The sequence below is a fragment of the Ruegeria sp. S84 genome (assembly GCF_056583445.1).
The window spans coordinates 1,712,542-1,738,535 of sequence record NZ_CM152618.1 but is presented as its reverse complement, the minus strand read 5'-3'; the positions used below and the strand labels follow the sequence as shown (position 1 = coordinate 1,738,535).

The following is a 25,994-nucleotide window of genomic DNA, read 5'->3' as shown; positions in this document are numbered from 1 at the left end:
TCCAAAATGGTTGCCCTGACTTAGACCTGTCGGCGCATGGAAAAAAGGGACAAATAGCCGCGAAGGGCGCTCATGTCGCAATAGTGCATTATTGCGGCGTTGCGCGGCAGGGTTAAAATGTACGGGCACGGCATACCTGCGCCCAATCATCGAAGACCGGACGGATTCGCACATGAAACACTACTCAGCCTTTGCTGTAGCGCGCGAAGCGCTGCGCTATCACACCGGATGGGAGCGCGCATGGCGTTCGCCGGAGCCTAAGAAGCGCTATGACGTCATTATCGTCGGGGCCGGCGGTCACGGCCTGGCAACAGCCTACTATCTTGGCAAGAACTACGGCATCCAGAACGTTGCCGTAATAGAAAAAGGCTGGTTGGGCGGTGGCAACACCGGTCGGAACACGACCATCATCCGATCGAACTATCTGCAGGACCCGTCAGCGGCGATTTACGAAAAGGCTCGCGGTCTCTACGAAGATCTAAGCCAGGAACTGAACTATAACATCATGTTCAGTCCGCGTGGCGTAATCATGCTGGCGCAGACCCAGCACGAGATTCGCGGCTATCAGCGTACTGCGCATGCGAATGCGCTGCAGGGTGTTCAGACCGAATGGATTGGGCCCGAGCGTGTGAAAGAACTGGTGCCGATCATTAATCTGGAAGGTCCGCGCTATCCGGTTCTGGGCGGGCTTTGGCAGGAACGTGGTGGGACCGCGCGCCATGATGCGGTGGCATGGGGCTATGCCCGTGCATGCTCGGCCATGGGTATGGACATCATCCAGAAATGCGAAGTCACCGGCGTCCGGTCCGAAAACGGTCGTGTTGTCGGGGTCGATACCACAAAAGGGGCCATCGATTGTGACAAGCTGGGGATCGTGGTTGCGGGGCATTCCGGCCAGTTGGCTGAGATGGCGGGCTTCCGTCTGCCGCTTGAGGCCGTCGCGCTGCAGGCGCTGGTTTCTGAGCCGATCAAACCCTGCATGGATGTCGTTGTGATGGCGAACACCGTACACGGCTACATGTCTCAGTCCGATAAGGGCGAGATGGTGATTGGTGGTGGCACGGACGGATTCAACAACTATACCCAGCGCGGCAGCTTCCATCATATCGAGGAAACGGTACGCGCATTGGTCGAAACTTTCCCGATGATCTCGCGCCTGAAAATGCTGCGCCAGTGGGGCGGTATTGTGGATATGACCGGCGACCGTTCACCCATCCTGTCGAAAACACCGCTTAATGGCTGCTTTATCAACGCGGGCTGGGGCACCGGCGGCTTCAAAGCCATTCCGGGATCGGGCTGGGGCATGGCACAGCTGATGGCCACGGGGCATTCACCACTGACCGAAGCCTTCTCGCTGGATCGTTTCAAAGAAGGCCGCTTCATCGACGAAAGCGTCGCGGCTGGGGTGGCGCACTGATGAAGATTTTTCGTCGAAAAATCTCGCACGCCCGTCACGCAGAATTTGTAGGCAGATACGTCTCGCCTGCTGCCAAGAGGATGATCACATGCTGATCTTGAAATGCCCCTATTGCGGCGTCGAAGCCGAAGAAACTGAACTGGCTGCAGGTGGCGAGGCGCATTTGAAGCGTTATGGCCCGGGCTCGTCAGATGATGAGTTCCACGACTACCTGTTCATGCGCGAAAACCCCAAAGGCGTTCATTTCGAACGCTGGCGCCATGCCAATGGGTGCGGCAAGTGGTTCCACGCCGCGCGCTGTACGAACACGCTTGAGGTCTTTGGCACCTATTCGGCGCAGACAACCGAGCCGCCCCAAGAGATCAAGGACGCCATCACCGCCAAGCGTCCCGGCTGGACGTGGAGAGAGTACAAATGATCTGTACAGCCATCCAAAATACTGCCTGCGAAAGGTCCGCATCATGAGCACCCGTCTCGCAAAACATGGCCGTTTGATTGATCGGTCGAAAAAGGTCAACTTCACCTTCAACGGCACCTCGATGCAGGGCTACGAGGGCGATACGCTCGCGTCTGCCTTGCTGGCAAATGATCAGATGATGATGGGCAGGTCGTTCAAGTATCACCGCCCGCGCGGCGTGGTCGCGAGTGGCGCGGAAGAGCCAAACGCTCTGGTCGGTCTGGGTGAGGGCAACCGGTTCGAGCCGAACCAGCGCGCCACCACGACAGAGCTGTTCAATGGTCTGACATCCGCATCACAGAACCACTGGCCGAACCTCGAGTTCGACATCGGTGCGATCAATACGCATCTGTCGCGGTTTCTGCCCGCCGGTTTCTATTACAAGATGTTCATCCATCCGAAACCGTTCTGGAAACATGTTTACGAGCCGTTTATTCGCCAGTCGGCGGGTTTGGGCAAAGCGCCCGACAAGGACAACCGTGACGCGGACACATACGAGCACTTTTACGCCTTCACCGATGTCTTGGTGATTGGCGGTGGTGTCGCGGGTTTGCAGGCCGCCAAGGTGGCAGCCCAAACCGGTGCCAAGGTGATGCTGATCGAGCAGACTGCGCACTGGGGTGGTCGCGCTCCGGTTGATGGCGGAACCATCAATGGCGAGCCTGTGGATAAGTTCGTGGAACAATTGGTTTCCGATCTCGAAACAATGGGCAACGTCACCATGCGCAACCGCTGCATGGGTGCGGGGGTCTATGACCATGGTTATGTACTGGGTTATGAGCGTCTGACAGACCACAAACCAGGTGTTCAGGGGCCGCGTCACCGCCTGTGGCGCATTCGTGCGAAGCAGGTCGTGACCGCGACCGGTGCCATCGAGCGTCCGCTGTCATTCGCAGGCAATGATGTGCCTGGCGTCATGCTGGCCTCTGCCATGCGCGACTATGTGGTCAACTGGGGCGTGACGCCGGGCGAGCGTGTAATCGTCGCCACCAACAATGATGACGCCTACCGGACTGCAATTACCTTGAAGCAGGCCGGTGTCGATGTCCTGCGCGTGGTTGATGCGCGCGACACCGCCGGACCTCTGGCCGAAGAGGCGCGTCAGCTGGGTATCCGCGTCGATCCGGGCAAGGCGATCGCAAAGGTCAAAGGCGGCAAGCGGGTCAAGAAAGTTGCGATCTGCAATCAAGAGGGGATCGGAGGCGCCCGGGAAGAGGTCGAATGCGATGCGATTGCCATGTCAGGTGGCTGGTCTCCGGTCGTGCATATGTGGTCGCATTGCGGCGGTAAGCTGATCTGGGACGAGGCGAACGCGCATTTCCGCCCCGATCCTTCGCGTCCTCCGCTGGGGGCCGACGGTGAAGGTTTTGTTCTGGCGGCAGGGGCTTCGAACGGCCCGCTGGCCCTGGGGGATGTCCTGAAGGATGCAGATACTGCCGGCAAAGCGGCAGCGAAGGCGGCCGGGTTCTCCGCGAAGCGCACCAAAGCGCCAGTTGGTGAGACTACGGCCGAGGCCCCAATGGCCGCTGTCTGGCTCATGCCTTCTAATGCCGAGATTGATCTGCGCATGAAATCGTGGCTGGACTTCCAGAACGACGTCAAGGTCTCGGACGTGCAACTGGCTGCGCGCGAGGGCTATGAAAGTGTCGAGCACACCAAGCGTTACACCACGCTGGGCATGGCAACGGATCAGGGTAAGTTGAGTAATATCAACGGTCTGGCAATCCTTGCTGATGCGCTGGATTCAGAGATCCCGAAGGTCGGTACCACCACCTTCCGCCCGCCATATACTCCAATCTCGATGGCTTCGATTGGTGGTGAAGCGCGTGGTGAGGTGTTCCAGCCGATCCGTCAAACGCCGATGCATAACTGGCACGATAAGAACGGGGCCGATTGGGAGCCGGTCGGCCATTGGCGTCGAACCTATGCCTATGTGCGACCCGGAGAATCCGTGCATGATGCGGTGAATCGCGAGGTTAAAAACACCCGCGAAAACCTCGGGCTGTTGGACGCTTCGACCCTCGGCAAGCTGATCGTCAAAGGCCCCGACGCAGGCAAGTTCCTGGACATGATGTACACCAACATGATGTCCACGCTGAAGGTCGGCAAATGCCGCTATGGCCTGATGTGTTCCGAGAATGGCTTCCTGATCGACGACGGCGTTGTTGCCCGCATCGATGAGGACACGTGGCTGTGCCACACCACCACCGGCGGGGCCGAGCGTATCCATGGCCACATGGAAGAATGGCTGCAGACCGAGTGGTGGGACTGGAAAGTCTACGTCGCGAACGTCACCGAGCAATATGCGCAGGTCGCCGTGGTAGGTCCGAACGCCCGCAAGGTACTTGAGAAGCTGGGCGGCATGGATCTGTCGAAAGAGGCGCTGCCCTTCATGGAATGGCGCGATGGCAAGATCGGCGCGTTCGACGCGCGGGCCTACCGTATCTCGTTCTCGGGTGAGCTGTCCTATGAGATCGCGGTCCCTGCAAGCCAAGGTCAGGCGTTCTGGGACGCTCTGATCGAGGCAGGGCAGGAGTTCGGAGTGATGCCATACGGCACCGAATGTCTGCATATTCTGCGTGCCGAGAAAGGCTTTATCATGATCGGCGATGAGACCGACGGCACCGTGATCCCGCAGGATCTGGGGCTGCACTGGGCGCTGTCCAAAAAGAAAGAGGATTACCTCGGAAAACGCGCCCATTCGCGGACCCATATGGCCGATCCTGAGCGCTGGAAACTGGTTGGTCTTGAGACTGTGGATGGATCGGTTCTGCCGGACGGTGCCTATGCGGTGGGCGAGGGCGTGAATGCGAACGGTCAGCGCAACATGATCGGGCGCGTTACTTCGACCTACTACTCGGCCAATCTGGGCAAAGGCATTGCCATGGGCCTGATCAAACACGGCCCCGACCGAATGGGCGAAGTGGTCGAGTTCCCGGGCACTGACGGCAAAACCTACAAGGCCAAGATCGTGGACCCGATCTTCTATGACAAGGACGGGGAGAAGCAGAATGTCTGAACCCATCAGCGCACTGAACCACGCCTCATATGATGGCATCGCCAAGATCGAGGAATGTGGCCTGCAGGGCATGATCACACTGCGCGGTGATCTGTCGGATAAGGTACTGGCTAAGGCTGTCAAAGACGCCACCGGGCAGAAAGTGCCCGGTCAGCGTGAAGCGTTTGTGAATGGCGACACCGGTGTTTGCTGGATGTCCACCGACGAATTGCTGGTGCTTGTGCCTTATGCCGAGGTCGAGGCCAAACTGGCCGCGATGACCAACGCGCTAAGTGGTACGCACGCGCTGGCGGTCAACGTCTCCGACGCGCGGGCCGTATTCCGCGTTTCGGGCGCGAACGCACGCGAGGTATTGGGCAAGCTGGCTCCGGTTGAGCTGTCGGCCGAGGCATTCCAACCCGGCCAGATCCGCCGTTCGCGTTTGGCGCAGGTGGCAGGTGCCTTCTGGATGGACGACGCTGAGACTTTCCGCATCGTCTGCTTCCGCTCTGCGGCGGATTATGCGTTCAAATTGCTGAAGGTTGCGGCGCAGCCCGGCAGCGAGGTCGGGGTTTATTAAGTCCCGATCGCCTGATGATATGTGGGTGTGGGGGCTTTGCCCCCTCGGCCTGCGGCCTCACTCCCAGGGTATTTCTGTTTAGATGAAGGCCGGATCTCTGGTTCGGGTCTCAGGGGGTCGTGCTGAACAGGAATGTCGGGAACTGAGTGAGTGCACGCTGGCCCGTGAGGGCTGACTTGCCGGTTTCGCCTGTGTGTGGGTCGTGGCATTGGCGATAGAAAGCCAGGTCTTCTGATAGTTTTTTCATGGCCGCGCTGCGGTTGTCTGCGCTCAGATAAGGTGCGTGCGTTGAGAGAAACAGCGCAGGATTATCTTTTTCTAACCAAGGCAGCAGAGAAGGCAGGACCGAAAATTCAGCGCCTTCGATATCCATTTTGACCAAAGAGACATCAGTCAGGTCGACGGATTCAGAAAATTGATCCCAACCGATGGTAAGTGCGTCGGTGCCATGGCTTCCTTCGTGGAGCAATGATGACGTTGAATCGCCTGCCTCTCCGTGCGCTGAAGCCATTCGTGTCACTCCAAACCCATCTGACAAGGCGATGCTGAAGGCTGATACGTTTCGGATGTCGTTCAGCTCTAGGTTCCAGACCAAATGGCGGTAAGCCACTGGGTCAGGCTCAAAACACCACACATGGCGAGCGCGGCGCGCGGCATAGAGGACCGTGGGGCCGATCCATGCACCGATATCAAGATAGTCCTTTTCGGGCGACAGATAGTGGTCCAGCACCGAAAATGTCTCGGGTTCCCACTCCCCGGCTGATGCCTTGCGCCAGAATTTCGAGTGATAGGGGTCCAGGCGAAAGGGTTCACCGTTCAAGTTGCCCGCATAGTATCCGCGGGCGCGATAGAACATTTTGCGCGCCTGTGTCAGCATCGCGGACCTCCGGGTTTTTGTGTTGCGGCCCTTGACCTGCGGCGGCTGTCAAAGCATTTAACCTTTGGAACCGCAACATTCATTTTCAACAGGGGGCCGAGATGGCTTTTGAACTTCCTGATCTTCCTTATGCACATGACGCGCTGGCAGCCAAGGGTATGTCCGCGGAAACGCTGGAATATCACCATGACCTGCACCACAAGGCCTATGTCGACAACGGCAACAAGCTGATCACCGGCACCGAGTGGGACGGCAAGTCACTGGAAGAGATCATCGTTGGCACGTACGACGCAAATGCCGTCGCGCAGAACGGTATCTTCAACAACATCAGCCAGCTGTGGAACCACAACCAGTTCTGGGAGATGATGGGCCCCGGTGGCAACGCGATGCCCGGTGAGCTGGAGAAGGCTCTGACCGAGAGCTTTGGTTCGGTTGACGAATTCAAATCACAGTTCAGCGCTGCCGGTGCTGGTCAGTTTGGTTCGGGCTGGGCTTGGCTGGTCAAGAATGCAGACGGCTCGTTGGCCGTAACCAAGACCGAGAACGGAGTGAACCCGCTGTGCTTTGGTCAGACCGCACTGCTGGGCTGTGACGTGTGGGAGCATTCCTATTACATCGACTTCCGCAACAAGCGTCCGGCTTACCTGTCGAATTTCCTCGACAATCTGGTGAACTGGGAAAACGTCGCCTCGCGGATGTGATCCCCGCTTGGTAGAACTTAGCGAATGGCCCGCTGGCGGTGATGCTGGCGGGCCTTTTTCTTAGGAAACGATGAGTGGCCGGTGAAAACCTGCCGGTACGTCAACTTTCGTGATCGCACCCATTGTGTGCCGCCTTCCAGCACCTACGTAAAGTAAGCGGAGGGAGAGAACCGCCAATCAACCAAATACCGACCAGAATGCGCGCGAAACACCAACGCCGCATAGCCGGACAAGTGTGTCTGAGGGACAGGCGAAGGCCAACCAAAGCGATACAGGAGATCACGAATGGCTGCACTTGAACAGGGAACATGGGTTATCATCGCCGATGGGGAAAAAGCGCTGGTGATGGAGAATATCACGGACGCACAGGACCCCAACTTGGTCGTCGTGTCGGTCGAAGAACAGGACGCAGCACCGACAAAGCCAAGTGACAGGGCAGGGCGGCGACCCGATACGGGACCGAACCAGAAATCTGCAGTTGAAGAGGAGACATGGAAGTCCCACGCAAAATCTCTGTTCGTTCAGGATGTGGCGAACCTTCTGAATCGCAAGGGGCTGAAAGGGGCCTATAAACGATTGGTATTGGTTGCCAGTCCGCATGTTCTGGGCCTGTTGCGCCGTCGGCTGCACAGTGAAGTGCTGGCAAAGGTGGTGGCCGAGGTTGACAAAACACTCACAAACCACCCTTTGCACAAGGTCGAACGGATACTGAAGACCCGATTGGCAAAACCTGCCTAAACGAATACTGAGACTCGGGCGGCTTGCGCCGCCCGATTGCCAGTTTTTTAGTTCAGTAATTTGCGAAGCGCGGACATGGTCGCATCCGGTGTGTCGACCCAGGTGATGAATTCTGCCAGAGAACCATCTGCAAACCCCTGACCGATCAGTTGATTCAGCAGCGTGTGCAGCGTGTCCCAGTACCCGTCAACATTCATCACCAGAATGGGTTTGTCATGAAGCCCCAGTTGCCGCCATGTCAGTGCTTCGAAAAGTTCATCCAATGATCCGGGGCCGCCGGGCAGGACAACTACGGCATCCGCGTTCATGATCATCACTTTTTTACGCTCGTGCATCGTCTCGGTCACGATGAAGCGGGTAAGGTCGGTCTTGCCGACCTCGCGCTGAAGCAAGTGCACCGGGATCACCCCAAATGTATCGCCGCCGGACGATTGCGCTGCACGCGCGACCTCGCCCATAAGACCCACATCTCCGGCCCCGTAGACCAGCCGCCAGCCTTCGTTGGCCAACAAGGTTCCAAAGCTGTGGGCAGCGGCGGAGTAGGCAGGATTCACACCATTGCGTGACCCGCAATACACACAGACGGATTTCTGGGACATAGGTAGGGCTCTCTGCTCTTGTGTTAGGGGTTTTGACCCCTGATAGCGGGATTGATAGGTTGGCTCAACCGCTCCATGAAATGCGCGCCAAACTGGGCATTTCCCGGGCGGAGTGAAAGGAAAAGAATGAACGCCAAATCGGGAAGCGGAGGTTCTGGTACCTTCATATGGGGGCTGGTTGCCGGGATCGTTGTGGTGCTCGTTGCGGGCGGGTTGTACCTGTCCGGTCTGTTCGGCGAGCCGGAACAGCAGGCTGAGCAGGAAGCAACCGAAACATCCGAGCCGATTGCGGAGGTCGCCGAGCCGGAAACCCAGCCAGCGGAGGCGCAGCCCGAAAGCCAGGCGGCGGAAGCCGGCGAATCTGTTGCTGAAGACACACCGCCCGAGATTTCCGATCAAACTCCGGATAGCGAAGATGCGGATGTTCCGGTTGTGGCCGCGCCGGTTCTGGATCAGATATTCGTTGAGTCCGATGGAAATGCGGTACTATCCGGCAATGCCGAACCGGGGTCCGAGGTCAGTGTTCTGCTGGACGGTGAGACTGTTCACAGCTTCACCGTCGATGACAGCGGCCAGTTCGCCGAGTTTGTATCGATCCCGTTTGCAGACGACGCTCGCGGGCTTGTTCTTGAGACCCGGAAAGGCGAAGACACCAGCCGTTCAGATGATTATCTGATCGCGGCGCTGCCCGAACCGGCCCCACCGGCCGTGTCGGAGCCCGCTGCCGATGAGCCGGTCGAAGAGGTTGCCGAGGCGCAGACGACGGATACGGAAACAACCGATCAGCAAGCAGCTAACCAAGCTGAAACCGAAGAGAATGAACCAGAAGTTGCAGGTGCCGCAACGCCACCTGTGAATGAGACCGCGCCCGCGACTGAAACTCAGCCGGAATCAGGCGACGCGCCTGACCAGCAGGTTGCGATCCTGCGCTCGGGCGAAGAAGGGGTTGAACTTTTGCAAGCACCCACTGTTCAGGATACGCCGCCAGAGCAGATAGCCCTGGACACGATTGGCTATTCAGACGCGGGTGATGTGGAATTGACCGGGCGGGCGCAGGATGGATCGGCCGTACGCTTGTATCTGGACAACCAGCTTGTGGCCGACATTGCACCAGCGACTGACGGGCAATGGCGCGGCGAGGTCGAGGGCATTGACCCCGGAGTCTACACTCTGAGAGTGGATGAGGTTGCCCCTGATGGCACTGTGGTCAGCAGGCTTGAGACGCCGTTCAAACGCGAACCTGTTGAGGTCCTGCGCGCGACCGAAACCACCAATCCGGGTGAGGCCTCAACCGACGCTCCGGCGATCCGCTCGGTCACGGTTCAAAAGGGTGATACGCTTTGGGCGATCTCGCGCGACCGGTTTGGTGACGGTGTGCTGTATGTCAAACTATTCGAGGCTAACAAAGATTCGATCCGTGATCCTGACCTGATCTATCCAGGGCAGATTTTCACCATTCCTGAATAAACATGACCACTGGCCCAACCCGGGCCAGGGCAATTCTCTGACCGCAGTTAAGGTACGTGATGAGACAACCATCCGCGATCAAAACCGACACGGACGAGCATCGTTCGGGCTGGCGAACCATCCGCAAGGTTTCGCCCTATCTTTGGCCCGAGGACGAGCCATGGGTGAAACGGCGTGTCATTTTGGCGATGGCGATGCTGGTGCTGGCCAAGCTGATCGCTGTGTATACTCCCATCCTGTACAAAGGTGCCGTGGATGGTTTGGCGGGCGAAGGTGTACCGCCGCTTGCGTTGGGTGCGATCGGATTGACCGTTGCCTATGGTGTGGCCCGCATGATGACTGTTGGCTTCCAGCAATTGCGGGATGCGTTCTTTGCACCGGTTGGGCAACGCGCGCTGCGAGCGCTGGCGCTTGAGACGTTCCAGCACATTCACCAGCTCTCGATGCGCTATCACGTGACCCGGCGCACGGGTGGTCTCAGCCGGATAATCGAGCGGGGCGTGAAAGGCGTAGAGTTTCTGTTGCGGTTTCTGCTGTTTTCAATCGGGCCGCTGATCCTGGAATTGCTTCTGGTGTCGATCATCCTGCTATGGTTATTCGACGTCTGGTATCTGGTCGTCGTTGCGGTGACGATTGCGCTTTACATATGGTTCACCTTTGCGGTGACCGAGTGGCGCGTGAAGCTGCGGCGCGAGATGAACGATCAGGATACCGAGGCCAACCAGCGCGCCATCGACAGCCTGCTGAACTTCGAAACAGTCAAGTATTTCAATGCCGAAACCCGCGAAGCCGAACGGTATGATGTTTCGATGAAAGGTTACGCGAAGGCCGCGCTGAAGACGGCCTATTCGCTGGCATTCCTGAATTTTGGTCAGTCGTTCCTGATCACATGTGGCCTGATTGGCGTGATGGTTCTGGCTGCAATGGGCGTGCAGAAGGGGGCGCTGACCGTCGGCGATTTCGTGATGGTTAATGCTTACATGATCCAGATAACCGTACCGCTGAATTTTCTTGGCACGGTGTACCGCGAAATTCGTCAGTCACTGGTGGATATGGGGCAGATGTTTGATCTGTTGGAGCAGCCAGCGGAAGTGATGGATAAACCCTGCGCCCCGAACCTGAAGGTAAATGGTGGGGAGGTCACGCTTGAAGATGTCCGCTTTGGGTACGAGCCTGATCGCGAAATCCTCAAGGGCGTTTCTTTGACCGTACCAGCCGGTCAGACCGTTGCGATTGTCGGCGCCACCGGGTCTGGGAAGTCCACAATCGGGCGGCTGCTATTTAGGTTTTACGATGTCACCGGCGGGTCGCTGAAAATCGACGGGCAGGATGTGCGCGATGTTAGCCAGTCAAGCCTGCATGCCTCGATCGGTGTCGTTCCGCAGGATACGGTCCTGTTCAATGACACGATCCGATACAATATCGCTTATGGGCGTGAAGGCGCGACCCAGCAGGATGTAGAGACCGCCGCCAAATCCGCGCAGATTCATGATTTCATCGTCAGCCTGCCAGAAGGGTACGATACCAAGGTCGGCGAACGCGGCCTGAAACTATCAGGCGGTGAAAAGCAACGCGTCGGCATCGCCCGAACCTTGCTAAAAAACCCGCCGATCCTGTTGTTGGACGAAGCGACGTCAGCCTTGGATACGGATACCGAGCAGGACATCAAAGATGCTTTGGCCCGAGCGGGTGAGGGGCGGACGGTGATCACCATCGCACACCGCCTTAGCACCATTGCCGAGGCCGACCGGATCGTCGTGCTGGAACGTGGTGAGATCATTGAGCAGGGCACGCATGATGAGCTGCTCCGCCGCGAAGGGCGATATGCCCAGCTGTGGAACCGTCAACAGGCCGACAGTGAAGCGGCGTGAGCCCAACGGTCCTTACAACTGATGATTGCGTGGATCGGTTCGATAAAAATCGGCCGCTGCGATACGGTTTTCCGTTTGACGCGGACCCGCCGCCGCGACACTGTGCGGGCCGAAACACAGACAAGGAAGAAACTTCATGAAAATGCGAGCAGCAGCAGCGTTGACTGCAACACTGTTGATGGCGACTTCGGCGGCAGCCGAGGATCTGGAATTCTTGATTATCAATGAAACCAGCTATGATCTGGTCGAGTTCAACGTGTCTCCGGCCTCATCCGGCAGCTGGGAAGGCAACCTTCTTGAGGGTGGATATTTGGGCGCGGATTACGAAGTGGGCGTCCTCATCGCGGACGGGCTGACCACGTGTGTCTATGACATCCGCGGTGTTTTCAGCGACGGAGAATCGATTGAAGACTATGGTATGAACCTGTGTGATCTGGGCGAATACGCGTTCGTCGAGTAACGCGTCTGCCAGAATTGAAAAGGCGAGCCCGAAGGCTCGCCTTTTTTTATTCCGCCGCCTTCAGCGGTGTTGTCGGGGGATGATCGGGGCGGTCGTCCTGAGCGCTCTGATCAGGGACAGCTTTGTCCTGTTCATCGGTCCAGATCATTTCGGCTGCTTGCACATCTCGCGCGCTTTGGCCGATTGCCATGTCCTGCGCGATTTGGCTGGATCGACCCGCCGTGGCGCGTGCCAGCGCCTTACCCAGCCATACCGCGTAGGTTGTGACCCACACTCGCAGCGCCAGGAATGACGGCGTCACGATCAGTGTCAACACCGTGGCTGTACCCAAGCCAAAGACCACCGCCGTGGCCAACTGTTTCCACCACAGTGCCGTGGGGCTGTCGATCGAATACCCTCCGCCGATGAAATCCAGCGACAGGCCGAACATCATCGGGGTCAGACCCGCCATTGTTGTCAGCGTAGTCAGCAAAACCGGGCGGATACGCGCCTCAGCCGTGCGGACGATGGCATCAATGCGAGACATGTAGCCGCTATATTCCTGATAGGTGTCGATCAGAACAATGTTGTTGTTCACCACGATACCGGCCAACGCCACGATCCCGGTCCCGGTCATGATGATCGAGAACGGTTGTTGCATTACCATCATGCCCAGCAACACGCCGGTCGTAGACAGAACCACGGCCAGCAGCACCAGCACCGAGTTGTAGAACGAGTTGAACTGCGCCAGCAGGATCACGAACATCAGACCCAGTGCTGCCAGGAATGCGCTGGACAGGAACGCCTGGCTTTCAGCCTGATCCTCCTGATCGCCGGTCCATTCCCAAGTGATGGTGCGACCAAAAGGATCGGTTTCCAGCCACTCGGTCAGCACGGCAATCCGTTCGTTCGGATTTATCAGGGCAAACCGAGCGTCACCGCTTTCGATGGCGGACCGCACTTCACCCACGTTCTCGGCACCCGTTAGTTGAACGAGTTCGAACTCTGCCCCGTCCGCGCTGGTAATCGTGCTGCCAGTTGGTGTGGCACCTTCACCAATCGCGCGCACGGTTGCCAAACGCAGCTCTGCACCGTCAGGACCGGTGGTCACGATCTTGCTCAGCCCAGGCTCGACATCCGCTTTAACGTCATAGTAGCGCTGTTGATCCGCGCGATTGATCTCGGCGAGCTTAGCCACGGGTTTGCGGGTGACGAAGTTCGACAGGGGGACCAACCCGTCCGGTGTGCGAACTTTCAGCGTATCCAGCGTTGACAGGACGCGATCCTGATCAGGTAGGCGGACGCGGATTTCTACCTCTTCATCGGTTGAATCCGGTCGCATTTCACCCAGCAAGATGCCACGCGTCACAAGCTGTACCATCGCGCCAACGGTTGCGACGTCCGCGCCGAATCGACCCGCCTTGGCCACGTCCACGTCGATCTGCCAGTCGATGCCGGGCAGGGGCAGGGTGTCCTCGATCTTGATCAAGCCGGGTGTGGTGTCAAAGGCTTCTCGTGCTGTGACGGTCGCGGCCGTCAGATCCTCCCAGCTATCGCCTTTTATGCGCAGATGAACGGGCTTGGCGGAAGCGGGACCTTGTTCCAGCGCCTGAAGATCAACGATAAAGCCAGGAAGGGTTGCCAGCTCTGCGGTTAGTTCGTCCAGAACAAAATTGCCGTCATATTCCGTCGCGACTTCTTCCTTTGCAAAGCCAAGTAGACCTGCAATCGGTCCCCAGAACCAACCGGTAATCTGTTCAGAGCTGATTGGGCGATCTTCCCAAGGAATGAGTTCGAACTGGACGCGACCAATTGTGTCGGCGGGGGCTTCTGCACCGCCATTGTTCTGATTGAGCCCGCCTTCGCCCGCAAAGGCAAATACGTTGATCACCGCCGGGTGTTCGCTGATCACGCGCTCGGCCTCAAGAACCATTTCGTCCTTTTCAGCCAGAGACAGGTTGCCGCGCGCCCGGACATAGGCCGTGGCCTGTTCCGGTTCGCTTTCCACGAAGAATTCAACGCCGCGAGAGTTTTGCGGGAATATGATGAATGCGACCCAAAACACCGCCGCAAAGACGACTGCGATGGACACCACCGGCATGACCGGATTGCCGACCAGGAACTTGATCACATAACCGAAGGGCGTGTGCTCTTTAGCGGTATGAACATGTTCATCCGGGGCGCGTTCGATCTTGGCAGCACTCAGCGTGACCGACCCAGCGAAGGCGCCGAACAGAAACAGCAGCACGCCAGCAAGTGAACCGCCGGGCAGCAGATAGTTGGGGTTCAAAACCTGCATCGCGCCGAGGAAGATCATATATAGTGAAGGCGGCACCAGAAGCACTCGCAGCCACCAAGGCGTGCGGGCTCGCAGCCAGTTCGAGCTGCGCTCGAAACTGCGGCTCATACGGCCCGAGACACCGCCCACGACCGGCAGGTAGATCAGTGCCACGATCAGCGAGGCCGACAGAACGAAGATCAGCGTGATGGGCAGCATCTTCATGAACTCGCCGGGAATACCGGGCCAGAACAACATCGGAAGAAATGCACACAGTGTAGTGGCCGTCGACGAAACAATCGGCCAGAACATCCGTTGCGCCGCCTCGACATAGGCGTGCATCGGACCAACGCCTTCTTTAATGCGCTTGTCGGCATATTCCACAACAACGATGGCGCCATCGACCAGCATGCCCACGGCAAGGATCAGGCCAAACATCACCATATTCGAGATGGTGACCCCGATCATCGCGAGGAAGGCGAAGCACAACAGAAACGAGGTTGGAATGGCAAAACCCACCAACAACGCGGCGCGTGTTCCCAACGAAGCCAGCACCACGATCATCACGAGCGCGACGGCGGTCAGAACCGATCCTTCAAGCTGGCGCACCATTGAATCGACGATGCGGCTTTGGTCGTTTGAGGTGCCCACATCAACAGCGGCCTGCAGTTCGGCTGGCCACTTGATTTGTTCTTCGGCGACAGTGGCTTTGATCAGCGCAACGGTGTCGATCAGATTGAAGCCCTTGCGCTTGACGACCTGCAGCGCGACGGTGGGTTCGCCGTTGAACCGGGCCGTGCCCGCGCGGTCTTCAAACGTATAGTTGATTTCGGCCAGTTCGCCTAAGGTGACCACACGGTCTCCGTTGACCTTTACGGGCAGGCCATAGACGTCCTGAGCAGTCTTAAATGACGACGGGATCTTGACCGAGAACGTGCCCTGTTCGGTCTCGACCTCACCTGCAGCGATCAGTTGGTTGTTGTTTTGCACAACGTTGATCAGTTCGGCGGCCGTGACGTTGTAGGCCTCAAGCCGCAGCGGGTCGATCACGACCTCAAGCATTTCATCGCGGTTTCCGGCAATGCCAGCTTCCAGCACTGCGTCCAACGCCTCAAGTTCGTCCTGCAGATCTTTGGCAACGCGCGCCATTGTACGCTCTGGTACCGGGCCGGTCAGGTTAACAATGACGATGGGAAACTCGGAGAAGTTGACCTCGGTAATCGTGTATTGCTCAGCCCCATCAGGGAAATCAGCTTGCGCGGTGTTCATGGCATCGCGAACATCCGCGATGGTGGCGGATTTGTCCCAACCGAACTCGAACTCCAGCAGAATGCCTGCGTAGCCCTCGGCGGCGGTGGCGGTCATTGTGTCCAACCCGTCGAGATCGGCCATCTCGGTTTCCATCGGCCTGATCAGCAGGCTTTCGCTGTCCTCGGCTGAAATCCCTGGAAACTGCACCGACACAAAGAGCATCGGGATATCGATGTCGGGTTCACCCTCTTTTGGGAGCCCGACATAAGCATACCCACCGATAACCAGCGAAATCGCGATGAAAGCCAGCACCATTCTGGCACGGCTTGCGGCCCAACTGACGATACCCGTCATTGCGATGCTTCCCTGTATGTCGGCGCGACCGTCACACCACGTGTGACGAATTCCTGCCCGATCACGATGATATCAGCAGTTTCCGGCAGGCCACCAACCCATACACCATCAGCGGTGTCACGCAGAAGGCGGATCGGAACAAAATCAACGACATTGTCGGCTACCACGGTGCGAACACCAAGCTCACCTTCATTGTTCAAGGTCAGTGCGGATTGGGGCAGCAGATGTGCCTTGACCCCTTCGGCCGCGATCTGAATGTTGGCGGTTTGGCCGTCACGGATCAGCAGTTCCGGGTTTGGCACTGTGATCTCGACCTCGAATGTCCGCGTGGTCTCATCAGCCGAACGGCTGAGGAAGGTCACGCGCCCCTCGACCTGCAGCCCCGTAACCAACTGCGCAGTTGCCATCGATCCGACAATGATCCGATTCACTTCTGATTCAGGCACAAAACCCACCAGCTTGATCGGGTCGAGCTGGATGACGGTTGCGCAGAGCGAGCCGGGCTGCATCAGGCTGCCCAATTCCGCAGTATCACTTTCAAGCAGACCCTTGAACGGTGCGCTGATGGTCAGGCGATCAATCTCGCGCTGGGCGGCTGCTACTGCTGCGGTGGCGGCTTCAATCCCGGCTTGCGTAGCTTCCAGACCGGCCTCGGCGGATTTGATTCCGGCCTCGGCAGTGCTCATTTCGGCTTCGCTTGAGATACGGCGCGTTTCTGATCCAAACCCGGTTTCCGACAGCTTGCGGGCTGCTTTCAGATTGATTTCGGCTTCAGCCAAACGGGCGTGAGCTTCTTCCAGGCGCGCTTCGGCCTCGGGAACGCGGCTTTCGGCCTCAAGCTTGGCTGCCATGGCTTCGGCCAGGCTCGCGGGCCGGGTTCCGGGGTCAAGCTCGCACAGCAGATCTCCTGCTTCGACAAAAGCTCCTTTGCGCTTGGGCTCGGACAGGACTGTCGAAATGGTTTCGGCAAGGACCTCGACCTGGCGGTTTGCCTTGGTCTGACCCCGTAATTGAACGGCGCTGCCGATCTCGCGCGCAGTTGAGCGCAGCACAACAACGCCGATCGAGTCCGGTGATTGCACCGATTCCGAGGCCTCGGTCGCGGTCTCGGATGGCTCGTCTCCGCGACCTGCAAACGCAAACAGCGCGTCGCGCTCGAAAACAAGAAAATACAACGCAACAATAACCAAAATGGCGTTAACGAATGAAATCAATCGCATGCGGTAGAATCTCCAGATCTGTTCGCGCGGTCGGCTTTAGCCGCTATCCCTTAAAATGGGGCTGTGGCCATGTCTTTTCCATACTGAACTGAATAGTTCGGTTTAGTTTTTTACGCAAGGGTCACCCATATGGTGGCAAATGTATGAATTCGGGCACTTGGCTTGGCCTTATCGCCGGGGTATGACATGGCGCTAGAAAACCGGACACTTAAGCCTGGGGGCAGGGATGAGCGACGCCGACAGTTTTATTGAAGAGGTCACCGAAGAGGTGCGCCGCGATCGCATGTACCTTCTTTTGCGCCGTTGGGGCTGGGTTGGTGTGCTGGCTGTCGTGGCCATTGTCGGGGGCGCTGCGTTCAACGAATACCGAAAAGCACGCGATACCAACCAGGCCGAGGCTCTAGGTGATGCGATTCTGTCAGCGCTGGCTGAAAACGGATCGGCCGAACGGGCACAAAGCCTGCAGGCGATCGATGCTGCATCTGTCGGCGGTGACGCGGTTTTGAACATGTTGCTGTCCGCCTCTCAGGCCGAGGCCGGATCGGCGCAAGATGCGGTGAACAGTCTGAATGCGATCGCCACGCAGGGGGATTTGCCCGAAATCTATCGCGCGATTGCAAGTTTCAAGGCATTGCTACTGCAAACTGACACGATGCCAGTGGCGGATCGTCGTCAACAGTTCGAAGCGCTGGCCATACCTGGTGCTCCGTTGCGTCTGCTCGCCGAAGAACAATTGGCCTTGATCGATGTGGCCGAGGGCAATACGCAAGCCGCTTTGGACCGTTTGCAGGCGTTGCGCCAGGACGCCGAGGCCAGCGTCGATCTGCAACAGCGCGCGGCTCAACTTATCGTCGCGCTTGGGGGCGAACCCGAGCCCGTGGCGAACCAGCAGGGTTAACCCGCAGCGAAACGGAATATCACAGGCGAGTTTGTAGATTATGCTATCACGTTATTTCTCAGGCTTCGGATTGCCGGTTGCGGCAGCCGCGCTCACCGTTCTCAGCGCCTGTCAGGAACCCGAAGTCATTCTGCCGGGTGAGCGTGAGGATATTCGTGCCTCCATCGACAACGAAACCGTTGAAACCCGTGGCGCCAAACCGATCAGTATTCCGGCTCAAAGCCGCAACGCCAACTGGTCGCAAAGCGCGGGTACACCCGCCTTCCGCACTACCAACGCAGCGCTGAGTGCCACACCGCAACGTATTTGGTCTGCTAACATTGGGTCCGGCGATAGCCGAAAACAGCGGATCACCGCAGACCCTGTTGTTGCTGGTGGCCTGATATATACGCTCGATTCCGGGGCAAATGTCTCGGCTGTTACGCCCCAAGGGCAGGTCGCCTGGAGCACAAACCTGATCCCGCCGAATGAAAAGGACGGGGATGCCACAGGCGGAGGGCTCGCCTATGCCGACGGTGTGCTTTATGTCTCGTCGGGTTTCGGTAGGCTGACCGCGCTCGATGCGAAATCCGGGGCGCAAAGGTGGCAGAAACGTCTGAATGCAACTGGCAGCGGTGCTCCTTTGGTTAGCGGCGGCATACTCTATCTGGTGGCCGGGGACGAAACCGGTTGGGCGGTGAATGCCAAGGATGGGCGGATCATCTGGCAAATCGAAGGCACGCCGAGCGTCGGAAACGTTCTGGGTGCACCTGCTCCCGTGATTGCCTCGGACCTGTCAGTCTTTGCCTTTGGATCGGGTGATGTCGCGGCAACATTCCGCCGGGGCGGTATTCTACGCTGGAACGCGTCCGTTGCAGGCGGGCGTCGGGGCCGAGCGGCAGCTCAGATCGTGGATGTGACCGCCGGGCCCATGGTGTCGGGTAGTTCGGTCATAATCGGCAACCATTCGGGGCGCACGGTCTCGTTCGACGGGAATTCGGGTGAGCGGAACTGGACCGCACCGGAAGGCGCCGTTGATACAGTCTGGCCGGCGGGGAACAGTGTTTTTCTGATCAGTGATCGCAGTCAATTGGTACGGTTGGATGCAGCCGATGGCTCGACTGTCTGGGCCATCGATCTGCCGGGCTTCGTCAAGAACAAGCCGGGCCGCCGGGGGCCGATCTTTGCCCATTACGGCCCGATCATGGCCGGTGGACGCCTTGTCGTGGCTTCGAACGACGGCTATCTGCGCTTCTTCAATCCCGTCGACGGAGCGCTGGTGCATCAGGTCGAAGTGCCGGGTGGCGCGACCACGGCACCGGTTGTGGCGGGTCAGACGCTGTATGTTGTGTCGACCAAGGGCGAACTGCACGCTTTCCGTTGACGAAAAGATGCGTTAAAGGGCGCATCTTGAGTCTTGAAAGTTGAATATCATGTCGCTGACCCTCGCCATCGTGGGGCGCCCGAATGTGGGCAAATCCACTCTGTTCAATCGCCTTGTGGGCAAACGCCTGGCTTTGGTCGACGACCAGCCCGGCGTGACGCGTGACCTGCGCGAAGGTGAAGGGCGGCTGGGCGATCTGCGTTTTACCGTGATCGACACGGCGGGTCTTGAGGACGCAACCGATGACAGCTTGCAAGGTCGGATGCGCCGCCTGACCGAGCGTGCAGTGGACATGGCCGATGTCTGCCTGTTCATGATTGACGCGCGGGTGGGCTTGACGCCCACGGACGAAATGTTCGCCGAGATTCTGCGTAAGCGCTCCAAACATGTGATCCTGGCAGCGAACAAGGCCGAAGGGAACGCGGCTGATGCGGGCGTGCTTGAAGCATACAACCTAGGCCTTGGCGAGCCGGTGCGTCTGTCGGGCGAACATGGCGAGGGGATGACGGACCTCTATGCGCAGCTGATGCCACTGGCTGACGCGGCTGAAAAGGCGCGCGTAGAAGAGACGCCGCAAACCGATATCGAGCTAGACGAAGACGGGGAAGGCGAAGCCCCGCTGATCACCGCTGACAAACCCCTGCAAGTCGCTGTAGTTGGCCGTCCGAATGCCGGTAAATCCACCCTGATCAACAAGATCATCGGCGAGGATCGATTGCTGACCGGCCCCGAGGCCGGGATCACGCGCGACGCGATCAGCTTGCGGATCGACTGGGCCGACCCTGATGGGGACAGCACCCCGATGCGGATTTTTGATACCGCCGGGATGCGGAAGAAGGCCAAGGTGCAGGAGAAGCTTGAGAAACTCTCGGTTTCCGACGGGCTGCGCGCAGTCAAGTTTGCCGAGGTCGTCGTCGTGTTGCTGGATGCGGCTATCCCATTCGAGCAACAGGACCTGCGCATTGCCGATCTGGCCGAACGTGAGGGTCGTGCTGTGGTCGTCGCCGTCAACAAATGGGACATCGAAGAAGACAAACAGGAAAAGCTGCGCGATCTGAAAGAATCCTTCGAACGCTTGCTGCCGCAGTTGCGTGGAGCGCCGCTGATCACAGTCTCGGCTAAAACAGGCCGCGGTTTGGAACGTTTGCGCGCCGCGATATTGCGTGCCCATGACGTGTGGAACCGCCGCGTGCCGACCGCTGCGCTGAACCGTTGGCTGACCGCCATGCTGGAACAGCACCCGCCGCCAGCCCCGCAGGGGCGCCGGATCAAGCTGCGGTATATGACGCAGGCCAAGACCCGCCCGCCCGGGTTTGTGGTCATGTGTTCGCATCCGGACAAGATGCCTGACAGCTATTCGCGTTATCTGGTCAACGGCCTGCGCGAGGATTTTGATATGCCGGGCACCCCTATCCGCCTGACGTTGCGCGGACAGGGCGATAAGAACCCCTACAAAGGGCGGCGCAAGAAAAACGCAGGCGCACTGGCCAAGCATCTCAAGGGACGGGCGTAACTGCGCTAATTTCCAGCATTTTCAGAGAGGGGGCGTGACAGCCCCGTTTCTGCGCGTTAGCATTCAAGCACGTGCATTTGTTTTGCACGTGCTGCTTGTTTGCGGGATCTCCGCACTTAATTTTGAATTTGTGATTGGTCGGACCTCCGTGGGGAGCGGGCGTGATGGATCTGAGAGAATATACAAGACAATACGCGGTGCAGGACAACAAGCTTGCCGCGCTCAGTTATTTCGGAACATTCGCGGTGTATTTCGCATCGCTTACATTGGCGATCACCTATGTCGACCGCTGGTACATCATGATCCCGGCGGGGATCGTTTTTGCCTTCTCTGCCGTGCGTCTCTATGTCCTGCAGCATGATTGCGGGCACCATTCGTTGTTCGAGACGCGCGAGCAGAACGAATGGGCTGGCCATGGGTTATCGCCCTTCACATTTGCCCCGTTCGAGGTGATGAAGCAGAACCACAATCTGCATCACGCCGGAATCGGCAACCTCGAGCATCGCGAGACCGGTGAAATCCACACCATGACGCTGCGCGAATGGAACGAGGCGGATTGGAAAAAGCGTTTGTTTTACCGACTGTATCGGAATCCCTTCATTCTGGTGCCGGTTGGCGCGCTATTCACATACTTCATCCGCTATCGCTGGCCCAAGAACACCGTGCGGTTCGGTGTGATGGGCGTGGTGCTGCACAACCTCTCGATTGTTGTGTTTTTGGGACTGCTGTATTTGATCGCCGGTGCCACCGGCATTCTGGTCTGGCTGGTGTTTTCGCTGCTGGGCGGGATGCTTGGGGTGTTCCTGGTGTATTTGCAGCACAATTTCGAGGACACCTACTGGGATCGCCGCCCCGAGCTGGATCCAAAGCTGGCTGCGTTGGAGGGGTCCTCGGCGCTGGATTTCGGCTGGTGGTTCGATAATGCGGTGGCCTGCATCACATTGCATGACATCCACCATTTCAATGCGCGCATCCCATCTTACCGGCTGCGCGCGTGCCACTATAACCTGCCGCCAGAATACACACCGCGACGGATCAAGTTTCCCGAGGCAGTGGCGGCGCTGAATCTGAAACTATGGGATGAAGACGCCAAAAGACTTGTCCCATTTCCCAGCCGAACTGCAGGCCATCGCCTGGCCGAAAGCGGGTAACCTCCTATCTAATTCTTGAATTGGCGCTCTCTCAGGAACGTATGTGCTGTGCATTTACAATCTGGGGGAGTTAACGAAAGGAAACGAAATGACCGCAGTTACTGAGGTGCGTGGCGTAGGGCCAGCGCTTGCTAAGGCATTGAATGCAAAGGGCTACAAAACAGCAGAAGCCATTGCCAAGGCCAAACCGGAAGATCTGTCCGGCACCCCGCGCGTCGGTTCCACCCGCGCAGCTAAGCTGATCGCGGCTGCGAAAGAAGTCGTCGGTGCCAAGCCCGAGCCCGCGCGCCGCGCTGCCACCCGCAAGCCTGCCGAGCGGAAATCGGCTGTGCAGCGCGCGACAGCCAAAAGCAATGCGGCTGCGAACAAGGCCGAGGCCGAGCGTAAGGCGGCAAAGGAGCGCGCGGCGGCAGAACAGGCCGCTGCCGAGGCCAAGGCAAAGAAAAAGGCGAAAGCCAAGGCCAAGGCTGAAAAGGCGGCCAAGAAGAAGTCTGAAATGGAGGCGGTGTTTTCCAAAGCCAAGGAAAAGGTCAAGGAAAAGACCAAGAAGGGTAAGAAAAACAAGAAGCCCAAAAAAGACGTTAAGAAAAAGGACGCCAAAAAGAAGGACGATAAGAAGTCTGACAAGAAGAAGTCCGACAAGAAGCCCGGAAAGAAGAAAGATAAGAAAAAGGCGAAGAAGTGATACTTCTCCGCCTTGTCTGATCGGAAACCGGCGCCTAAATGCGCCGGTTTTTTTATGTCAGCGTGCCGTTGGTCTGAAGGGTTAGCTTGCCGCCCAGATAGGGTGCCAGAACCTCGGGCAGGGTGACCGTCCCATCCGCATTCTGACCATTTTCCAACACAGCTATCAGGCAGCGCCCCACGGCCAGGCCCGAACCATTCAGGGTATGGACATATTCTGGCTTGCCCCCGGCCTCTGGCCGGAAGCGCGCATTCATGCGGCGCGCCTGAAAATCCCCGCATGTCGAGACCGAGCTGATCTCGCGATAAGTATTTTGGCCCGGCAGCCACGCCTCGATGTCGTAAGTGCGTCGTGCACCAAAGCCCATGTCGCCGGTGCACAAGATCACGGTGCGATAGGGAATGCCCAGCTTTTCAAGAATGCCTTCGGCGCAGCGCAGCATACGTTTCTGTTCATCATCCGACTTGTCCGGATGGGTGACCGAGACCATCTCGACCTTTTCGAACTGGTGCTGCCGCAGCATCCCGCGTGTGTCCTTGCCGGCACTACCAGCCTCGGACCGGAAGCACAGCGAATGCGCGGTATAGCGGCGAGGCAGGTAACTCTCCTCGATCATCGTGTCGTTGACGATGTTGGTCAGCGACACTTCGGAGGTTGGAATCAACCACCAGCCTTCGCGGGTTTGATAGCTGTCCTCGCCAAACTTCGGCAACTGACCAGTACCCTGCATCATTTCCGAGAGAACCAGAACCGGGCCGTTGACCTCGGTCAGATCATTCTCGTTGATATGGGTGTCCAGCATGAACTGCGCCAAAGCGCGGTGGATGCGCGCGACGCCGCCCGAAAGCAGCACAAAGCGCGAGCCAGAGAGTTTGGCGGCCGTCTCAAAATCCATGCCGTTTTGGACGGCATCGATTTCGAAATGCTCTTTAGGTGCAAAATCCAATTCGCGTGGTGTGCCCCAGCGGTTGATTTCGACATTGTCGTTCTCATCCGCGCCTTCGGGCACATCCTCGGCGGGCAGGTTCGCGATGCGGATCAGCTGGTCGGCCAGCAGAGCATCCAGATCCTTGGCCTCGGTCTGCATCCGCGCCACTTCGGCCTTTTTCTCGGCGACCAGAGCGCGCAGGCGTTCGAATTCAGCTTCATCCCCGCGCCCTTTGGCAGCGCCAACCTCTTTGGAGGCCTTTTTCTGCTCGGCCTGAGCTGTCTCAGCAGCCAGAATCTTGGCGCGGCGGCTTTCGTCCAGCCTCAGCAGGTCTGACGACACCGGCGCGTCCCCGCGGCGCGCAAGGGCGGCGTCGAAGGCGGCTGGGTTTTCGCGTATGGCGCGGATGTCGTGCATGGTTCAGATCCTTAACTGCGTGAATCACTGAATCCGCTTATGCACCATCTGAATGGCAGGGTGTAGCACCGGTTACGACTTATCCGCGTCGTCATGCGTTTCATGTGCCAGATGGCCATCCCAATCTTCGGCCGGGATCTTCGGCTCGGGCGGATCAGCCATGTACGAAGGTGTCATGATTTGCACGTTGTTCTCATTGAACACGGCCACGATGTTGCGATGTAAGTCCGAGCGGATTTTCGGGATGATACTGCCCCGAGTGGTATAACCGTTGATCTGATAGTTGATCGCGTAATCGGCCAATGCGGTCCATAATACAAAGGGTTCGGGCTTGGCCTTGATTCCCTTGGTGCGATGGGCGGCCTCGATCAGCATCGCTTCGATCTTTTCGGGCGGCTCTTCATACCCAATCCCAACGGTGGTGTGCAGAAGCAAACCGCTTCCATCCGTTCTTTTTGAGAAATTCACCACGTCCGAATTCATCAACTGGGCGTTCGGGATCGAGATCAGTTCGTTCTTGATGGACTTAAGGTGCGTCTCCATCAACTTGATCTGCACCACATCGCCAATATGGTCCCCGATCTGGATCCGATCCCCGATCGAAGTTGAGCGGCGATAGATCACGAAGAGCCCCGCCAGCATGTTCGACACGACCGAGTTTGCGCCCAGCGACAGCATGGCACCAACCAGAATCGTCAGCCCCTGAAAAGCCGCCGAATCTGATCCGGGGATGTAAGGGACAGCAAAGACCAGAGCGATCAGGATAACGACGACACGGGCGATGTTGAAGGTCGGGTTCACCCAGTGGCTTTCAAAATCGCCCATGTCAAAGGTTCCCGCCTCGACGGCGTCAAAGAACACACGCATGCCCCGGATAATATACAGCGTTATCCATGCGATCAGTATCAACATGATCAGGTTTGGGATGTAGCTGAGGATGCCTTTGAAGATCAGCAGGACCGGCTCGGTCAAGTAGGTCAGCAGGAGTTGCGCGAAATAGCGCGTCTCGGCAAAGGCAAGTAGTACGAAGGAGAGGTAGTAGTAGAAGCCGAGGAAAAAGATCACCAGCAGGACAAAATTCAGAGCATACCGGATCAACGCGGCGATGGCCTCGGCCTGAACGCTTTTTGCGGTCGCGGTTTCGACATCCTTGAGGTAACGCTTGACCAGTTTCAGCGTACGGCGGCGAATGCGCCGGTGCAGCCACAGGATAACGACGACAAAAAGCGCGAATCCAGCTGTCCATGCCAAGGCTTCGATGGCACCCGAAACACGCGCCTGCTCGGTGCGGTTTGCGCGATAGCTTTCAATGGATTGTTTAATAGCGTCGCCGTGCAACAAACTGAGAACGTTCAGGTCCATCTGCTCAAGCTCGGAATCGGCATCGGTCACGATCGAAACTTGAACACCATCGGCAAAGATTCGAATGCCGAACTCTGAGTCCTCGAAGGTTATAGAGACCTGCTCGGCGTCTGAGGCCTCGGCGATTTCGATGATCTTGTTCTGTACACTCGCGGCCCGTTCCGGAGCGGGCAGCGCGCTGGAGCCGCGCAGGTGAAACAAGGTGTCGCCGTCAACGATAACCGGAGCCTGAAAAATCTCTGATTCAGTGTCTTCTATAGCAGGCTCTTCGCTAGTGGCGTTCTGTGCCCATACGGGCGACGCCAAAAGACCTATACAGGTTGTCACGAGCATCAGGCGAACAAACGCGCCAAGGGTCTGGATTGATTGAATCATTAGGCCTCCTGCCACAGGACTATATCTGACTGGAAGGGTCTGCCTAGAACATATC

The 25,994-nt window shown here is 58.0% G+C and carries 20 protein-coding genes; 14 read left to right on the top strand and 6 right to left on the bottom strand.

Annotated features, from left to right (window positions below):
* Positions 1-172 precede the first annotated feature (172 nt).
* From AC1DFB_RS08755 to AC1DFB_RS08740, 4 genes are all read left to right on the top strand, one after another.
* A complete protein-coding gene (locus AC1DFB_RS08755) occupies positions 173-1,417 on the top strand; it encodes a sarcosine oxidase subunit beta family protein (RefSeq protein WP_170422297.1) in 1,245 nt (414 codons plus the stop codon).
* Positions 1,418-1,505: 88 nt separating this feature from the next.
* Entirely contained in the window at positions 1,506-1,835 is a 330-nt protein-coding gene (locus AC1DFB_RS08750) for a sarcosine oxidase subunit delta (RefSeq protein ID WP_170422295.1), read from the top strand.
* Positions 1,836-1,878: 43 nt separating this feature from the next.
* Positions 1,879-4,893, top strand: coding sequence for a sarcosine oxidase subunit alpha family protein (locus AC1DFB_RS08745; RefSeq protein WP_170403278.1), 3,015 nt, complete (start codon positions 1,879-1,881; stop codon positions 4,891-4,893).
* The gene (locus tag AC1DFB_RS08740) at positions 4,886-5,452 is read left to right on the top strand and encodes a sarcosine oxidase subunit gamma family protein (RefSeq protein WP_170422292.1); all 567 of its coding nucleotides are present in this window, start codon (positions 4,886-4,888) and stop codon (positions 5,450-5,452) included. Before AC1DFB_RS08745 ends, AC1DFB_RS08740 begins: the two co-directional genes overlap by 8 nt.
* A 109-nt stretch (positions 5,453-5,561) precedes the next feature.
* Here the strand turns inward: AC1DFB_RS08740 and AC1DFB_RS08735 are convergent, their stop codons facing one another.
* On the bottom strand, positions 5,562-6,329 hold the full coding sequence (locus AC1DFB_RS08735) for an FkbM family methyltransferase (protein ID WP_480922527.1): 768 nt from the start codon (positions 6,327-6,329) through the stop codon (positions 5,562-5,564).
* Positions 6,330-6,430: 101 nt separating this feature from the next.
* Here AC1DFB_RS08735 and AC1DFB_RS08730 point away from each other — a divergent pair, with 101 nt between their 5' ends.
* The gene (locus tag AC1DFB_RS08730) at positions 6,431-7,030 is read left to right on the top strand and encodes a superoxide dismutase (RefSeq protein WP_480922526.1); all 600 of its coding nucleotides are present in this window, start codon (positions 6,431-6,433) and stop codon (positions 7,028-7,030) included.
* Between the two features lie 285 nt (positions 7,031-7,315).
* A complete protein-coding gene (locus AC1DFB_RS08725; protein ID WP_170396355.1) occupies positions 7,316-7,768 on the top strand; it encodes a baeRF12 domain-containing protein in 453 nt (150 codons plus the stop codon).
* A 47-nt stretch (positions 7,769-7,815) separates the two neighbouring features.
* Here the strand turns inward: AC1DFB_RS08725 and AC1DFB_RS08720 are convergent, their stop codons facing one another.
* Entirely contained in the window at positions 7,816-8,367 is a 552-nt protein-coding gene (locus AC1DFB_RS08720; RefSeq protein WP_170396357.1) for a TIGR00730 family Rossman fold protein, read from the bottom strand.
* Positions 8,368-8,493: 126 nt separating this feature from the next.
* On the opposite strand from AC1DFB_RS08720, the gene AC1DFB_RS08715 reads away from it, so the two are divergent.
* From AC1DFB_RS08715 to AC1DFB_RS08705, 3 genes are all read left to right on the top strand, one after another.
* Entirely contained in the window at positions 8,494-9,834 is a 1,341-nt protein-coding gene (locus AC1DFB_RS08715) for a LysM peptidoglycan-binding domain-containing protein (RefSeq protein ID WP_480922525.1), read from the top strand.
* 59 nt (positions 9,835-9,893) lie between these two features.
* Positions 9,894-11,705 (top strand): ABCB family ABC transporter ATP-binding protein/permease, encoded by a 1,812-nt coding sequence (locus AC1DFB_RS08710; RefSeq protein ID WP_170403258.1) that lies wholly within the window; start codon positions 9,894-9,896, stop codon positions 11,703-11,705.
* A 136-nt stretch (positions 11,706-11,841) separates the two neighbouring features.
* Positions 11,842-12,165, top strand: coding sequence for a hypothetical protein (locus tag AC1DFB_RS08705; RefSeq protein WP_170403255.1), 324 nt, complete (start codon positions 11,842-11,844; stop codon positions 12,163-12,165).
* A gap of 46 nt (positions 12,166-12,211) precedes the next feature.
* Here the strand turns inward: AC1DFB_RS08705 and AC1DFB_RS08700 are convergent, their stop codons facing one another.
* Both AC1DFB_RS08700 and AC1DFB_RS08695 read right to left on the bottom strand, forming a co-directional pair.
* Positions 12,212-16,027: an efflux RND transporter permease subunit gene (locus tag AC1DFB_RS08700; protein ID WP_480922524.1), complete on the bottom strand. Its 3,816-nt coding sequence runs from the start codon at positions 16,025-16,027 to the stop codon at positions 12,212-12,214.
* Positions 16,024-17,247: an efflux RND transporter periplasmic adaptor subunit gene (locus AC1DFB_RS08695; RefSeq protein WP_170612415.1), complete on the bottom strand. Its 1,224-nt coding sequence runs from the start codon at positions 17,245-17,247 to the stop codon at positions 16,024-16,026. Before AC1DFB_RS08695 ends, AC1DFB_RS08700 begins: the two co-directional genes overlap by 4 nt.
* 226 nt (positions 17,248-17,473) lie before the next feature.
* On the opposite strand from AC1DFB_RS08695, the gene AC1DFB_RS08690 reads away from it, so the two are divergent.
* The 5 genes from AC1DFB_RS08690 (at position 17,474) to AC1DFB_RS08670 (ending at position 22,857) form a co-directional block, all read left to right on the top strand.
* On the top strand, positions 17,474-18,145 hold the full coding sequence (locus tag AC1DFB_RS08690) for a hypothetical protein (RefSeq protein ID WP_170396370.1): 672 nt from the start codon (positions 17,474-17,476) through the stop codon (positions 18,143-18,145).
* A 40-nt stretch (positions 18,146-18,185) separates the two neighbouring features.
* On the top strand, positions 18,186-19,508 hold the full coding sequence (locus tag AC1DFB_RS08685; protein ID WP_480922523.1) for an outer membrane protein assembly factor BamB family protein: 1,323 nt from the start codon (positions 18,186-18,188) through the stop codon (positions 19,506-19,508).
* A gap of 49 nt (positions 19,509-19,557) precedes the next feature.
* Positions 19,558-21,021, top strand: coding sequence for a ribosome biogenesis GTPase Der (gene der / locus AC1DFB_RS08680; protein WP_480922522.1), 1,464 nt, complete (start codon positions 19,558-19,560; stop codon positions 21,019-21,021).
* A 164-nt stretch (positions 21,022-21,185) separates the two neighbouring features.
* Entirely contained in the window at positions 21,186-22,172 is a 987-nt protein-coding gene (locus AC1DFB_RS08675; protein ID WP_170396376.1) for a fatty acid desaturase, read from the top strand.
* Positions 22,173-22,260: 88 nt separating this feature from the next.
* Entirely contained in the window at positions 22,261-22,857 is a 597-nt protein-coding gene (locus tag AC1DFB_RS08670) for a helix-hairpin-helix domain-containing protein (protein ID WP_480922521.1), read from the top strand.
* 52 nt (positions 22,858-22,909) lie between these two features.
* Here AC1DFB_RS08670 and serS read toward each other — a convergent pair whose 3' ends face one another.
* Together serS and AC1DFB_RS08660 are read right to left on the bottom strand one after the other, a co-directional pair.
* Positions 22,910-24,202: a serine--tRNA ligase gene (gene serS, locus AC1DFB_RS08665; RefSeq protein ID WP_170663714.1), complete on the bottom strand. Its 1,293-nt coding sequence runs from the start codon at positions 24,200-24,202 to the stop codon at positions 22,910-22,912.
* 72 nt (positions 24,203-24,274) lie between these two features.
* Positions 24,275-25,939 carry a mechanosensitive ion channel domain-containing protein gene (locus AC1DFB_RS08660; protein ID WP_170597969.1) on the bottom strand — a complete coding sequence of 555 codons (1,665 nt, stop codon included), beginning with the start codon at positions 25,937-25,939 and terminating at the stop codon, positions 24,275-24,277.
* Between the last annotated feature and the right edge of the window lie 55 nt (positions 25,940-25,994).

Coding starts and splice junctions, on each gene's coding strand:
- AC1DFB_RS08710 (WP_170403258.1), top strand. CDS start 9,894: ATGAGACAACCATCCGCGATCAAAACCGACACGGACGAGCATCGTTCG.
- AC1DFB_RS08740 (WP_170422292.1), top strand. CDS start 4,886: ATGTCTGAACCCATCAGCGCACTGAACCACGCCTCATATGATGGCATC.
- AC1DFB_RS08750 (WP_170422295.1), top strand. CDS start 1,506: ATGCTGATCTTGAAATGCCCCTATTGCGGCGTCGAAGCCGAAGAAACT.
- AC1DFB_RS08675 (WP_170396376.1), top strand. CDS start 21,186: ATGGATCTGAGAGAATATACAAGACAATACGCGGTGCAGGACAACAAG.
- AC1DFB_RS08715 (WP_480922525.1), top strand. CDS start 8,494: ATGAACGCCAAATCGGGAAGCGGAGGTTCTGGTACCTTCATATGGGGG.
- AC1DFB_RS08690 (WP_170396370.1), top strand. CDS start 17,474: ATGAGCGACGCCGACAGTTTTATTGAAGAGGTCACCGAAGAGGTGCGC.
- AC1DFB_RS08745 (WP_170403278.1), top strand. CDS start 1,879: ATGAGCACCCGTCTCGCAAAACATGGCCGTTTGATTGATCGGTCGAAA.
- AC1DFB_RS08725 (WP_170396355.1), top strand. CDS start 7,316: ATGGCTGCACTTGAACAGGGAACATGGGTTATCATCGCCGATGGGGAA.
- der (WP_480922522.1), top strand. CDS start 19,558: ATGTCGCTGACCCTCGCCATCGTGGGGCGCCCGAATGTGGGCAAATCC.
- AC1DFB_RS08695 (WP_170612415.1), bottom strand. CDS start 17,247: ATGCGATTGATTTCATTCGTTAACGCCATTTTGGTTATTGTTGCGTTG.
- AC1DFB_RS08755 (WP_170422297.1), top strand. CDS start 173: ATGAAACACTACTCAGCCTTTGCTGTAGCGCGCGAAGCGCTGCGCTAT.
- AC1DFB_RS08660 (WP_170597969.1), bottom strand. CDS start 25,939: ATGATTCAATCAATCCAGACCCTTGGCGCGTTTGTTCGCCTGATGCTC.
- AC1DFB_RS08735 (WP_480922527.1), bottom strand. CDS start 6,329: ATGCTGACACAGGCGCGCAAAATGTTCTATCGCGCCCGCGGATACTAT.
- AC1DFB_RS08720 (WP_170396357.1), bottom strand. CDS start 8,367: ATGTCCCAGAAATCCGTCTGTGTGTATTGCGGGTCACGCAATGGTGTG.
- serS (WP_170663714.1), bottom strand. CDS start 24,202: ATGCACGACATCCGCGCCATACGCGAAAACCCAGCCGCCTTCGACGCC.
- AC1DFB_RS08730 (WP_480922526.1), top strand. CDS start 6,431: ATGGCTTTTGAACTTCCTGATCTTCCTTATGCACATGACGCGCTGGCA.
- AC1DFB_RS08705 (WP_170403255.1), top strand. CDS start 11,842: ATGAAAATGCGAGCAGCAGCAGCGTTGACTGCAACACTGTTGATGGCG.
- AC1DFB_RS08685 (WP_480922523.1), top strand. CDS start 18,186: ATGCTATCACGTTATTTCTCAGGCTTCGGATTGCCGGTTGCGGCAGCC.
- AC1DFB_RS08670 (WP_480922521.1), top strand. CDS start 22,261: ATGACCGCAGTTACTGAGGTGCGTGGCGTAGGGCCAGCGCTTGCTAAG.
- AC1DFB_RS08700 (WP_480922524.1), bottom strand. CDS start 16,027: ATGACGGGTATCGTCAGTTGGGCCGCAAGCCGTGCCAGAATGGTGCTG.